The following is a 12341-nucleotide window of genomic DNA, read 5'->3' as shown; positions in this document are numbered from 1 at the left end:
TGCACATAGCCGAGGGTTTCTCCGCCACGCACGCTGTAGAGAGGTCCTGGTCAGCGTTGACGGAGGAGCCTGTGAAGATCGGCGTCCCACGAGAGATCAAGAACCGCGAGTACCGGGTGGCGATCACCCCGGCGGGCGCGCACGAGCTCACCCGGCACGGCCACGAGGTGTTCGTCGAGCGCGGCGCCGGGCTCGGCTCGGCGATCCCGGACGACGACTACGCCGCCGCGGGCGCCAAGATCCTGGACGGCCCGGACGAGGTCTGGGCCGAGGGCGACCTGATCCTCAAGGTCAAGGAGCCGGTCGCGCCCGAGTACCACCGGATGCGGGACGGCCAGGTCCTGTTCACCTACCTGCACCTGGCCGCCTCCCGGGAGTGCACCGACGCGCTCCTGGCGGCCGGCGTCACCGCGATCGCGTACGAGACCGTCCAGCTCCCCGACCGCTCGCTTCCGCTGCTCGCCCCGATGTCCGAGGTCGCCGGGCGGCTCGCCCCGCAGGTCGGCGCGTACAACCTGATGTCCTTCAACGGCGGCCGGGGCGTGCTGCCGGGCGGGGTCCCTGGCGTCGCCCCGGCGAAGGTCGTCGTCATCGGCGGGGGCGTGTCCGGCCTCAACGCCGCGCAGATCGCCGTGGGCATGGGCGCGGACGTCACGGTCCTGGACGTGGACGTCGACCGCCTGCGCCACATCGACGCGATCTACCAGGGCCGCCTGCGGACGCTCGTGTCCAGCGCCTACAGCGTGGAGCAGGAGGCCCGGGCCGCCGACCTCGTCATCGGCGCCGTCCTCATCCCCGGCGCGCGGGCGCCCAAGCTGATCTCCACCGACCTGGTCGCCGCCATGAAGACCGGCTCCGTGCTCGTGGACATCGCCATCGACCAGGGCGGCTGCTTCGAGGACTCCCACCCCACCACGCACGACGACCCCACCTACAAGGTGCACGGCTCTACGTTCTACTGCGTGGCGAACATGCCCGGTTCCGTCCCGAACACGTCCACCCACGCCCTCACCGGCGTCACACTTCCCTACGCCGTCCAGATCGCCGACAAGGGATGGCGCAAGGCCCTGCACACCAACGCCGCCCTCGCGCTCGGCCTCAACACCCACGCCGGCACCCTCGTCTACGACCATGTGGCCGAAGCCCACGGCCTCCCCTACACCCCCCTCACCTCGATCTTGGCCTAGGGACGTCCCTCTAGAGTTGGGGCGTGGGCGAACTGATCCTGGTACGGCACGGGGAGACCGAGTGGAGCCGGGCGCGCCGGCACACCGGGCGGACCGACCTTCCGCTGACCGCACAAGGTGAGAAGCAGGCGCGGTCGCTGCGCGGGGCGCTGGACGGGCGGCGCATCGTGCGGACGCTGGTCAGCCCCGCGGAGCGGGCGCGGCGGACGGCGGAGCTGGCGGGGCTCGGGGTGGACGAGGTGGACCCCGGCCTGTGGGAGTGGGATTACGGCGGCTACGAGGGGATGACCACGGCCGTGATACGCGAGGAGCGTCCCGGCTGGTTCCTGTGGGACGACGGGATCGTCCCGGGTGACGCCGAGCATCCGGGCGAGACGGTCGAGCAGGTCGGCGAGCGGGCGGACACGGTCCTCGCGCGGGCACGGCCGCTGCTCGCGGACGGCGACGTCGCACTCGTCGCGCACGGTCACGTCCTGCGCGTGCTGACGGCGCGGTGGCTGGGCCTGGAGCCGGCGCAGGGACGGCTGTTCGCCCTCGGCACCGGGACCGTGTCGGCACTCGGCGCCGAGCACCAACGGCCGGTGATCAGCGCCTGGAACGTCCCGGCGCCCTAGTCCGGGCCAGCGCATAGGGTACCTGGTGGGGGATCTCCCCCAGGGGTACCCGGGCGTGCGCCCTTGGAAGGATTGCGAGGACGGAGATGGCGACCAGCGAGACCCCCACCCGCGGGTACACCGCCACGAAGGACCAGTTGCAGACCCGGCTGGCCCGGATCGAGGGCCAGGTGCGCGGCATCGACCGGATGGTCGACGAGGACCGCTACTGCATCGACATCCTCACTCAGATCAGCGCCGTCCAGGCGGCGCTGGACAAGGTGGCGCTGGGCCTGCTGGACGGGCATGTGCGGCACTGCGTGGCCGAGGGCGCCGAGGAGGGCAAGGGCGAGGCGATGTCCACCGAGCTGATGGCGGCCGTCGGGCGGCTGATGCGCCGCGGCTGAGCGTCACACGCCCGGGTGACCGCCCGGGCAGCCGCCGCCGTCCGGGGCGCGCAGCCCCGTGCGCTCCATGGCCTCGACCAGGATGCGCCAGCCGCGCAGGAAGTGCGCCCGCTCGTCGGGGGCGAGCCGCTCCAGCGTCATCCGCAGCGGCCGCAGCCGGCGCCAGGCGAACCGCTCGATCATCTCCCGGTGCGCCTCGGCCAGGCTGACGATCATGCGCCGGCGGTCCCGCTCGTCCGGGCGGCGCTCGACGAAACCGCCGCGCTCCAGCTCCCCGACCAGCTGGCTGACCGTGGCCGGGTTGAGCGCCATGTGCCGCGCGAGCACGCCCACCGGCATCGGCCCGTTCAGCACGAGCTGCATCAGCGCCGGGACGTGCCGGGGTCCGAGCCCGGCGGCCTTCACCCGGTGGACGAGTTCTTCGGCGTCCGCGTGACCGCCCTTCATGCCGCGGACCATCCGGCCCATGAGCTGGACCAGTTGCTCCAGGTCGGCGTCGACCGACGAGGCGGCGGCAGAGCGATCCTCGGACATACCTTGAAGTTCAACATATTCCGTGATGCACTGCAAAATGTTGAACTTCAAGGCGTTTCACGCCTTGACCGACGGGGACACGGGGCAACCGAGACTTCAGGCAAGGGGGCCGACCATGGCCGAAAGCCCGTCCACCGAACTGGCGCCGCCGGGCGGCGCCCCCGGCTCCGAACGCCTCGACCGGCAGACGATCCTGCTCGGCCTGGTGATCGTGTCGGGGACCGTGATGGCGATCCTCGACACCACGATCGTCAACGTCGCGCTGGAGACCCTCGGCCGCGACTTCAGCACCGACCTGTCGACGATCCAGTGGGTCATCACCGGCTACATGCTGGCGATGGGCACCGTCATCCCGCTCACCGGCTGGGCCGTCGACCGGTTCGGCGGGCGCCGCGTCTGGATGACGTCGATCGTGCTGTTCGTGTTCGGGTCGGTCCTGTCCGGCGCGGCCTGGAACATCGAGTCCCTGATCGTCTTCCGGGTCGTGCAGGGGCTCGGCGGCGGCATGCTGATGCCGACCGGCATGGCCATCCTGACGATGGCGGCCGGGCCGCGCCGGATGGGCCGCATCATGAGCATCGTCGGCGTCCCGATGCTGCTCGGGCCCGTCCTCGGCCCGGTGCTCGGCGGCTGGCTGGTCGAGGACGTCGACTGGCGCTGGATCTTCTTCGTCAACCTGCCGGTCGGCGCGCTCGCCCTGGCACTGGCCTGGTGGAAGGTGCCGCACGACCACGGGGAGCACACCGCGCAGGCGCTGGACTGGCGCGGGCTGGTCCTGCTGCCGCCGGGGTTCGTCCTGCTGATCTACGGGCTGTCCACGGCGAGCAGCAACGGCGGGTTCGGGGAGCCGTCCACGATCGCCTGGCTCGTCGGCGGCGTCGTCCTGGTCGGGCTGTTCGCGCTGCACAGCCTGCGGCTCAGGGAGCGCTCACTCATCAACGTGCGGCTGTTCGCCGACCGCACGTTCGCGACCGCCGCCGTCGCGGTGTTCTTCGTCGGCATCGCGCTGATGGGCTCGATGCTGCTGATCCCGCTGTACTACCAGATCGCCCGCGGCGAGGGCGCGTTCGCGGCGGGGCTGCTGCTCGCCCCGCAGGGCCTCGGCGCCGCGACCGCGATGCCGCTGGCCGGCGTGGTCACCGACAAGCTCGGCGCCGGGCGCATCGTGCCGGTCGGCATCGTGATCCTCGTGCTCGGCACCATCCCGTTCGCCATGGTGGGCGCCGACACGTCCTACTGGCTGCTCGGCGGCGCGCTCTACGTGCGGGGTCTCGGGCTCGGGTGCACGATGATGCCGACCATGTCGGCGGCGCTCACGACGCTGAGCCGGGCGATGGTGTCGCGGGCCAGCAGCACCCTGAACATCATCGTCCAGCTCGGCGGGTCGGTCGGCACCGCCCTCCTCGCCGTCATCCTGTCCCGCCAGATCAGCGACCGGATCCCGCAGGCCGCGGGCGGCGGCGGCGCCGAGGGCGGCATGGGCGGCATCCCCGAACAGGTACGCGAGCAGGTCGCGCCGAAGCTGGCGGACGCGTTCGGCCACACGTTCTGGGTCGCGCTGATCCTCACCGCCGTGCTCATCCTCCCGGCGCTGCTGCTGCCGCGCCACGGCGCCCACGAGAACGACGCGGTGCCGGACGCGCCCCCGATGGGGTGAGCCTCAAGAGGCGATCGACCAGGGGGCCAGGCCCGCCTCGTGCGCACGCGTGAGGCGCCTGGCCCTCCGGGCGTCCGGCGAGTACCGGAACCGCTCGGGGACGACGTGCGTGGTGCGGTACAGGCCCTTCAACGTCAGCGTCGCGGCCAGGTCGGACGTCGGCAGCCCCGGCAGCCCGTACATGCGGCGGGCCCAGCGCGGCAGCGTCGAGACGACCAGCATCCCGAGGCCCGGAGCGGCGAGCTTCAGCGGCAGCAGCGGACGCGGGACCACCGGGCTGAACATGCGGCGCAGCCCCTCGCGCGCCTCCCGGCACGCCCAGATCCGCCGCCGCATCTCCTCGTAGTACTCCCTCATCTCCGAAACGGAGGCGGGCACGTCGGCCGGGTCGAGGCCGACGACGGCGGCGGCCCGGCGCTGCTCGTCCACGAACGTGTCGGCGTCCCGCGCGGTCAGCGGCACCCCCGCGCGGCGTGCCACGTCCAGGTACGAGTCGACCTCGCCCATGTGGACCCACAGCAGGTTCTCCGGGTCGTCCACCGGGAACGTCTCGCCGGTCCGCATGTCGAGGCCGGTCAGCTTGGAGTGCAGCCGGCGGACGCGGCGGCCCACCCGCTCGACCTCCTCCTGCGTCCCGTAGGTGCGGACGCGGACGAACTCGACCGTCCGGCCGAGCCGCGCCCAGGCGGCGGCGGGATCCATGAGCTCGGAGTTCTGCGCGGTCCCCCACATCGTGCGCGGATGCAGCGCCTGCAGCAGCAGCGCCCTGATCCCGCCGATGAACAGCACGGGCTCGCCCATGACCTCCCAGGTCACCGAGCCCGGCCCGAACAGGCCGTTGTCCGCCCGCTCCTCGCTCGTCTCGTGCACGCCGACCGCCTTCCGTCGCCGCGGCCGGCGAAACCGCGCCGACCAGGGTAATCAGACATTTACCCTGCCATGCCCGGCGCCACACGATCTAGAGGGAAGCGTCATCGGCCTCTTCGTCGCTCTCCGCGGGCTCGGTCTGCTCGGTGACCCAGGCGAGGTAGTCCATGCTGCCCGCCACCACCGGCGTCGCGATGATCTCCGGAGTGTCGTAGGAGTGCCCCTCGGTGATCAGGGAGGCCAGCTCGTCGAACCGGTCGGCGGAGGTCTTGAAGAGCACCATCCACTCCTCCGCCGACTCGATCTCGCCCTCCCACCAGTAGGTGCTCGCGATCGGACCCACCAGCTGCGCGCAGGCCGCGAGCCGCTCGGCGACCGCCGACCGCGCCAGCTCGGCGGCCTCGGCGCGGGAGTCGGTCGTGGTCGTCACCTGCACGTAAGAACGGGCCATGGCACGACTCCTTCCCGTTCGCCGTCCGCGCACGCCCCCGGTACGGAGGGCTATCGGGCCGGCCGGACGACCAGCGCGCTGCCGCCGCCCCGCCGCGTCGGCTCCGCCACCGCCTGGACGAGACCGGGCCGCAGGAACTCCAGTCCCGTCGCGGCGCCGATCACGCCCGTCGGCGGGCCGGGGAAGAGTTCGAGGCGGTGCCCGCGCGCGGCGAGGTCACGGCCGTACCGGTCGATGAACGCCTGCTCGGCGAACACCTGCGGGGTGTTGCGCTGCGTCGCGCGCGGCGCGCCGAGCGCCGTGGGCAGGTCCATGCCGAGGTCGATCCGGTTCATCAGGATCTGCAGCACCGTCGTGATGATCGTCGACCCGCCGGGCGTGCCGAGCGCGAGCTTCGGGCGGCCGTCCTGGAGCACGAGGGTCGGGGACATGCTGCTGCGCGGGCGCTTGTGCGGGCCGGGCAGGTTCGGGTCGGGCGCCTGGCCGGGCGCCGGCGGCTGGAAGGAGAAGTCGGTCAACTCGTTGTTCAGCAGGAACCCGCGCCCGGGGACGGTGATGCCGCTGCCGCCGAACTGCTCGATCGAGAGGGTGTAGGAGACGGCGTTCCCCCACTTGTCGGCGACGACGAGGTGGGTGGTCTGCGGACCCTCGACCGCCAGCGCCCTGGTCTGGGTGCCCGGCGGGACGCACGGCTCGTAGCTCCCGTCCGGCGAGCCGGGGGCGACGGGCGCGGCGGCGGCCTGGTCCGGCTTGATCAGGCAGGCGCGCTCACGGGCGAACCCGGACGACAGCAACTCGTCGAGGGGAACGTGGACCTTGTCGGAGTCGCCCACGTAGCGGCCGCGGTCGGCGTAGGCGAGCTTGGACGCCTCCAGGTAGTAGTGCAGGGCCGTGACCGGGTCACGGGGGTCGAGCCGGAAGTTGCCCAGGATGTTGAGCGCCTCCCCCACCGTCGACCCGCCGGACGACGACGGCGGCATGCCGTACACGTCCGTCCCCCGGTAGGGCACGTGGGTGGGCGTGCGCCGCACCGCCCGGTAGTCGGCGAGGTCGTCCCGCTCCATCAGCCCGGGACGGACGGCGCGGGTGGCCTTCTGGTCGACCGGCGGCCTGGCGACCGTCCGGGCGATCTCCGCGCCCAGCCCGCCCTCGTAGAACCAGTCCGTGCCGCGCCTCGCCAGCTGCCGGTAGGTGGCGGCCAGGTCGGGGTTGCGGAACACCGAGCCGACCTCGGGCACCTTCCCGCCCGGCAGGAACAGCTTCCGGGTCGGGACGATGTCGCGGAAGCGCGCCTCGTTCACCGCGGTCTGGTCGTGGAACTCCTGGTCCACCACGAAGCCGCGGTCGGCGACCTTGATCGCCGGGCGCAGCAGGGTGCCGAGGTCGCGGCTGCCGAACCGGCCCAGCGCGAGGTCCCACTGGGCCAGGGTGCCGGGCACGCCCACACTGAGGCCGCTCGTCACGGCCTGGTCGAACGGGAGGGGCTTGCCGGTCGCCGGGTCGATGAAGGAGTCCTGCCGCATCCGCTCCGGCGCGAACTCGCGGCCGTCGAACGCGTAGACGCGGCGCGTCCTGGCGTCGTAGTAGGTGATGTAGCCACCGCCGCCGATCGCCGACACGTACGGCTCGGTGACCCCGAGCGTCGCACTCGCCGCGACGGCGGCGTCCATGGCGTTGCCGCCGCGCTTGAGGACCTCCAGGGCCGTCCGGCTGGCGTCCGGGTCGACCGTGGAGACGGCGCCGCCGTACCCCGTCGCGACCGGCTGCTTGACCGGCGGCTTCGGGTGCCCCGTGCCCGGCGCGGCGCCCGCGGCGGCGGGGACGGTGAGGGACGCGGTGACCGCCAGCGCGGCGACGAGGGCCGTGCGGCGCGTGCCCCGCGACCGCCTTGAGGACCGGGACGTGGACGACGGGCGCAAGGGCGATGAGCGGAACACCGGACCTCCAGACGAACGCGGCGTCCTTACGGTGCCACCGATCTTCGTCCGGCGCCACCGTCCGCACCGGCCGGCCCCGGACGCTTTGCGGCCCGTGGCGTTGGCCGGGCGGAGAAAGATCATAAAGCGCTTTCCCCTTTGGAAATGGGGCGCATTCGATCGGAACGGTCCACCGGAAAAAGGTGTTCGGCGGCGCTGCGCCGAGCGTGAGGAAGTCACCGCGGCACGTCGCCGACCTGCGGCTTGGCAGTATCCGACAACAGCGAGAGGCCACCAATCCTGACCAAAACGTTGCGATTATGCTCATACCTGGTGAATTCTTAGGGACTTCGGCAAGCCGTCACCTCGCGAACAGCGGCGCGGGTTCGGGCCTTGGGGGATACCTATGACCTTGGACATGCGCATGCGCAACAACATGTTCCGCCGGCTGCCGGTCGAGCAGGCGACCGGCAGGCTCTACGGCGGCCGGCACCGGCTCCGCGTGGTCTACCGGACCCGCGATCTCGTGGTGCTCGGCCTCGGCGTCATGATCGGCTCCGGCATCTTCAAGATCGCCGGCGAGCAGGCGTCCTCGACCGCGGGCCCCGGCGTGCTCGTCTCGTTCCTCATCGCGGGCGGCGTGTGCGTGCTCGCGGCGCTCGCCTTCGCCGAACTGTCCTCGATCATCCCGGTCGCGGGCAGCGCCTACTCCTTCAGCTATGTCGCGTTCGGCGAGGTGTGGGCATGGGTCGTCGGCTGGGCGCTGATCATGGAGCTGCTGCTGGCCGCCTCGGTGCTCGCGCGGGTCTGGTCCCTCTACGCGACGCAGGCGCTGCACGACTTCGGGGTGCCGATACCGGCCTGGCTGGGCGACCTGATCGGCCAGCAGAAGGGCCCGGACCTGTTCGCGCTCGGCATCCTGCTGCTGGTCATCCTGATGCTCGCCACCGGCAGCCGGATGAGCCTGAAGTCCCTGTGGTTCATGGTGCTGGCCAAGGTCATCGTGATCGGGCTCGTCATCGCCACCGCGCTGAAGTTCTTCCACCCCGGCAACCTCACCCCGTTCCTGCCGCCCTCCCAGCCCGCGCCGAAGGGCGACCAGACGGTGCTGGACGCGGTGCTCGGCGCGGTCGGCGGCGGGAGCCCGCACGTGTTCGGGGTCTGGGGCATGTTCGCGGCCGCGCCCGCCATCGCGTTCGCCTACATCGGGTTCGACCTGATCGCGACGGCCTCGGAGGAGACCGACGACGCCCCCCGCAAGGTGCCGCGCGGAATCCTGACCGCCCTGGTCACCACCATCGTGCTGTACGCCGCCGTCGCCGTCGCGCTCGTCGGCATGGTCGGGATGGACGGCATCGCCGATCTCAACCCGGACAAGCTGCTGCTCGCCGCCGCGTTCGACTCGGTCGGCGCGGGCGCGATGGGCAAGATCGTCGACGTGGGCGCGATGCTCGCGCTGACCACCGTCATCCTGGTCCTGGTGATCAGCCTGACCCGGGTGGTGTTCTCCATCTCGCGGGACGGGCTGCTGCCGCGCCCGCTCGCCTCGATGAGCCGCTACAAGGTGCCCTCCCGCGCCACCCTCCTCGCGGGCGGCGCGGCCGTGGTGATGTCGCAGACGATCGACGTGCTCACGCTGGAGCAGCTCGTCGTGCTCGGCTCGCTGTTCGCGTTCCTGTTCGTCGCGGCCGCGGTGCTGGCGCTGCGCCGCACCCGGCCCGACCTGCACCGGCCGTTCCGGATGCCCGCGGCGCCGCTGGTCGTCATCGTGACGATCTTCGCGGTCGGCTGGCTGATGCTGAACCTGAACGTCCAGACGTGGGGGTACTTCGCCGTCTGGATGGCCGTCGGGATCGTGCTCTACCTGGCCTACGGGCGCCGCAAGAGCCAGATGAAGCTGCTGCTGGACGCGCCGCCGCCCGCGCGTCGGGCCGCCGCCTCACTGGCCCCGGCCCCGCCGCCGGGCATGCTCCCCGCACCCGGGTCGGCCCCGCCGCCGGGAGCGCGCGACACCTATCTCTCCCCCGGGCAGTACGGGACGGGACCCCGGCCGACCGGCATGCCGGAGAGCCCCTACCCGGCCGGCCGGTACTCGGCGGGACGGCAGCCCGGCGGCCGGTTCACCCGCCCCGGCGAGAGCGCCCCGGAGCGCTACGGGCGCGAGAGCCGCATGCCGCAGGGCCGCCCTGAGGACCGCTATTCCCCCGGCCCGTCCGACACCCCGTACGCGATCGAACCGGGCGGTCACGAGTCCGGCGGCCACAACCCCAGTGGCCATCCTTCCGGTGGCCACCGGCCGAGCGGCCGCGAGACGGGCGGCTACCCATCCAGTGGGTACCAGTCCGGTGGTCCTCAGCCCGGCGGCCGCGAGTCGGGCGGGTACGAGACAGGCGGGTACGACCCCGGCGACTACCGATCCGGTGGTCGCCAGTCCGGTGGTCCTCAGCCCGGCGGTCGCGGGCCCGGTGGTCGTGAGTCGGGCGGGTACGAGACAGGCGGCTACCAGTCGGGTGGCGACGAGTCCGGGCCCTACGGCTCCGAGGGCGGGGAGCCTCAGGAACCGCCGCAAGGCGGACGCCACCGCCGCTGAGACCGCACCGGAGAGAACTTCCGTTTTGTGAGGTCCCGCCGAACACCGAGGGCGCCACCCCGATGCCGGGGAGGCGCCCTCGACTCATCCCGGGAGAACGGACTGGACAGCCGCCCCGCCCCGGGTTATGTTCTTCTCATAGAGAGATGAACTCATTCTGAGACTTACTCACTACGAGAGGGACGCGGATGATCCCGGACCCGAAGCGCGACGAGAGCGAGTTCCTGGCGAACTACGACCCGCGCGACTACGACCCGGTCTCCGTGACGGTGGACGTGGTCGCGCTCACCATCCGCGACGGCGCCCTGCATGTCCTGCTCGTCCGACGAGGAAATGCTCCGTACGCAGGGATGTGGGCGCTGCCCGGCGGCTTCGTCCAGGCGGGCGGCCCGCTCCAGGGCACCGACGCCGAGGACCTGCCCGACGCGGCCGTCCGTGAGCTGGCCGAGGAGACCGGGCTCAGCGCCAAGGGCGGTGTGCTCGGCCGCGTCCACCTGGAACAGCTCGGCACGTACGGCTCTCCGGGCCGCGACCCGCGGATGCGCGTCATCTCGGTCGCCTACCTGGCGTTCGCGCCCGAACTCCCCGATCCCGAGGCGGGCGGCGACGCGGCCGATGCGGCGTGGGTCCCGGTCGGCGCGCTGGGCCTGGCCGAGTCCGGGGACCAGCGTCCCGGCACCACCCGGCGGCTGGCGTTCGACCACGCGCGGATCCTGTCGGACGGGCTGGAGCGGGCACGCGGGAAGCTGGAGTACACGCCGCTCGCCACGGCCTTCTGCGGCGGCGAGTTCACGATCCCCGAGCTGCGCGCGGTGTACGAGGCGGTGTGGGGCGAGGAGCTGCACGCCGGCAACTTCCATCGCAAGGTCCTGTCGGTGCCCGGCTTCGTGGAGAGCACCGGCGCGACGTCCGATCGGGGCGGCCGGCGCGGCGGACCCCGGCCCCGGCTCTACCGGGCCGGCGACGCCCGCCTCCTGCACCCCGCCCTGCTGCGGCCCAGCCGTGAGGAGGAGATCAGATGAGCGGAGCGAACCGGGGCGACACCACGCGGGGTGGAACGGCTCAGTGCGAACTGGACGACGCGCTGGCGCGGCTCGACCGGGTCCGCGTCCCCGCCGATCTGTTCGGCGACGACGAGGCGGAGGCGGTCCGGCGCTACCGGCGGCTGGCCAGGCTCGTCCACCCCGACGCGACCGGCGGCCGCACCCGCGACGCGTTCATCAGGCTGAACGCGCTCTGGCGCACGTACCGGCGCGGCGACGCGGCGGTGATCGCGACGCGCCGCCGCGCGTACCGGCTGGACGGCGACCCGATCAGCGGCGATCTCGCCGAGCTGTACTGGGCGACATCGGAGCCCGGCCCGATCCGGAGTGGGGGGACGGCCCCCCACACGTCCCGGAAGGGCCAGGCGGTGCTGCTGAAGATGCCGCGCGACCCGCGCGACGGGGACCTGCTCGAACGCGAGGCCGTGGCGCTCCGCCAGCTTCCCAGGGACGGCGACGGGAAGTACCTCCCGTACGTCCCGCGGCTGGTCGAGTCGTTCCGGCACCGGGACGCCTCCACCGGCAGGCAGCGGCAGGTCAACGTGATCGCCGCGCTGGACGGGTTCCACAGCCTGGCCGAGGTCGAGCGGGCGTTCCCGGACGGCGTCGACCCCCGCGACGCGGCCTGGATGTGGCGGCGGCTGCTCGTCGCCCTCGGCTTCGCGCACCGCGCGGGCGTCCTGCACGGCGCGGTGCTCCCCGACCACGTGCTGATCCATCCGGAGAAGCACGGCCTGGTCCTGGTCGACTGGTGCTACTCCGTCCCCGGCTGCTACGCGCACGCCGACCCTTCGGGGCGCGTGCCCGCGATGGTCGACCGCTACGCCGGCCGGTACCCGCCCGAGGTGCCGGGACGGCGTCCGGCGAGCCCGGCGACCGACATCTTCATGGCCACCCGGTGCATGACCGGCCTGATAGGCGACAAGGCGCCGAAGGCGATGCGCTCGTTCGCGCGCGGCTGCACGCTGCCCGCGCAGAACCGGCGCCCCGCCGACGCCTGGCGGCTGCTGGCCGAGTTCGACGAGCTGCTGGAGCGGCTCTACGGCCCGCGCCGCTTCCGCCCCTTCCACCTGCCCGTTCCCCGCTGAAGGAGAGA

11 protein-coding genes are annotated in these 12341 nt (G+C 72.5%); 7 read left to right on the top strand and 4 right to left on the bottom strand.

From position 1 onward, the window contains the following. Positions 1-71 precede the first annotated feature (71 nt). The 3 genes from ald to ACQPXG_RS15380 all read left to right on the top strand — a co-directional run bounded on the left by ald (position 72) and on the right by ACQPXG_RS15380 (position 2187). Positions 72-1187, top strand: coding sequence for an alanine dehydrogenase (gene ald / locus ACQPXG_RS15390; RefSeq protein WP_433468357.1), 1116 nt, complete (start codon positions 72-74; stop codon positions 1185-1187). A 23-nt stretch (positions 1188-1210) separates the two neighbouring features. After that, positions 1211-1801 carry a histidine phosphatase family protein gene (locus ACQPXG_RS15385; protein WP_433468356.1) on the top strand — a complete coding sequence of 197 codons (591 nt, stop codon included), beginning with the start codon at positions 1211-1213 and terminating at the stop codon, positions 1799-1801. A gap of 86 nt (positions 1802-1887) precedes the next feature. After that, entirely contained in the window at positions 1888-2187 is a 300-nt protein-coding gene (locus ACQPXG_RS15380; RefSeq protein WP_258938790.1) for a metal-sensitive transcriptional regulator, read from the top strand. 3 nt (positions 2188-2190) lie between these two features. Here ACQPXG_RS15380 and ACQPXG_RS15375 read toward each other — a convergent pair whose 3' ends face one another. Continuing rightward, complete coding sequence (locus tag ACQPXG_RS15375) at positions 2191-2721, bottom strand: MarR family winged helix-turn-helix transcriptional regulator (protein WP_433468355.1); 531 nt, start codon at positions 2719-2721, stop codon at positions 2191-2193. A gap of 115 nt (positions 2722-2836) precedes the next feature. On the opposite strand from ACQPXG_RS15375, the gene ACQPXG_RS15370 reads away from it, so the two are divergent. Beyond that, positions 2837-4378: an MDR family MFS transporter gene (locus ACQPXG_RS15370; protein ID WP_433468354.1), complete on the top strand. Its 1542-nt coding sequence runs from the start codon at positions 2837-2839 to the stop codon at positions 4376-4378. 3 nt (positions 4379-4381) lie between these two features. Here the strand turns inward: ACQPXG_RS15370 and ACQPXG_RS15365 are convergent, their stop codons facing one another. From ACQPXG_RS15365 to ggt, 3 genes are all read right to left on the bottom strand, one after another. Further along, the gene (locus ACQPXG_RS15365) at positions 4382-5248 is read right to left on the bottom strand and encodes an oxygenase MpaB family protein (protein ID WP_433468353.1); all 867 of its coding nucleotides are present in this window, start codon (positions 5246-5248) and stop codon (positions 4382-4384) included. Positions 5249-5336: 88 nt separating this feature from the next. Then, complete coding sequence (gene cutA, locus ACQPXG_RS15360) at positions 5337-5696, bottom strand: divalent-cation tolerance protein CutA (RefSeq protein ID WP_433468352.1); 360 nt, start codon at positions 5694-5696, stop codon at positions 5337-5339. 50 nt (positions 5697-5746) lie between these two features. Further along, complete coding sequence (ggt, locus tag ACQPXG_RS15355; protein ID WP_433468351.1) at positions 5747-7633, bottom strand: gamma-glutamyltransferase; 1887 nt, start codon at positions 7631-7633, stop codon at positions 5747-5749. 385 nt (positions 7634-8018) lie between these two features. Between ggt and ACQPXG_RS15350 the strand changes: the two genes are divergently transcribed. The 3 genes from ACQPXG_RS15350 (at position 8019) to ACQPXG_RS15340 (ending at position 12333) form a co-directional block, all read left to right on the top strand. Then, entirely contained in the window at positions 8019-10202 is a 2184-nt protein-coding gene (locus ACQPXG_RS15350) for an amino acid permease (protein WP_433468350.1), read from the top strand. Between the two features lie 188 nt (positions 10203-10390). Beyond that, entirely contained in the window at positions 10391-11224 is an 834-nt protein-coding gene (locus ACQPXG_RS15345) for an NUDIX hydrolase (protein ID WP_433468349.1), read from the top strand. After that, on the top strand, positions 11221-12333 hold the full coding sequence (locus ACQPXG_RS15340; RefSeq protein ID WP_433468348.1) for a molecular chaperone DnaJ: 1113 nt from the start codon (positions 11221-11223) through the stop codon (positions 12331-12333). Before ACQPXG_RS15345 ends, ACQPXG_RS15340 begins: the two co-directional genes overlap by 4 nt. Positions 12334-12341 lie beyond the last annotated feature (8 nt).

Origin of the sequence: Spirillospora sp. CA-128828 (genome assembly GCF_050945415.1) — a bacterium.
GTDB lineage: Bacteria > Actinomycetota > Actinomycetes > Streptosporangiales > Streptosporangiaceae > Spirillospora.
Note: the sequence above shows the minus strand (reverse complement) of the source record. Positions and strands in the feature narration are given on the sequence as shown.

Excerpts from the sequence above, each read along its gene's own strand:
- ACQPXG_RS15345 (WP_433468349.1), top strand. The coding sequence starts at position 10,391 with ATGATCCCGGACCCGAAGCGCGACGAGAGCGAGTTCCTGGCGAACTAC.
- ACQPXG_RS15340 (WP_433468348.1), top strand. The coding sequence starts at position 11,221 with ATGAGCGGAGCGAACCGGGGCGACACCACGCGGGGTGGAACGGCTCAG.
- ACQPXG_RS15370 (WP_433468354.1), top strand. The coding sequence starts at position 2,837 with ATGGCCGAAAGCCCGTCCACCGAACTGGCGCCGCCGGGCGGCGCCCCC.
- cutA (WP_433468352.1), bottom strand. The coding sequence starts at position 5,696 with ATGGCCCGTTCTTACGTGCAGGTGACGACCACGACCGACTCCCGCGCC.
- ACQPXG_RS15350 (WP_433468350.1), top strand. The coding sequence starts at position 8,019 with ATGACCTTGGACATGCGCATGCGCAACAACATGTTCCGCCGGCTGCCG.
- ACQPXG_RS15375 (WP_433468355.1), bottom strand. The coding sequence starts at position 2,721 with ATGTCCGAGGATCGCTCTGCCGCCGCCTCGTCGGTCGACGCCGACCTG.
- ACQPXG_RS15380 (WP_258938790.1), top strand. The coding sequence starts at position 1,888 with ATGGCGACCAGCGAGACCCCCACCCGCGGGTACACCGCCACGAAGGAC.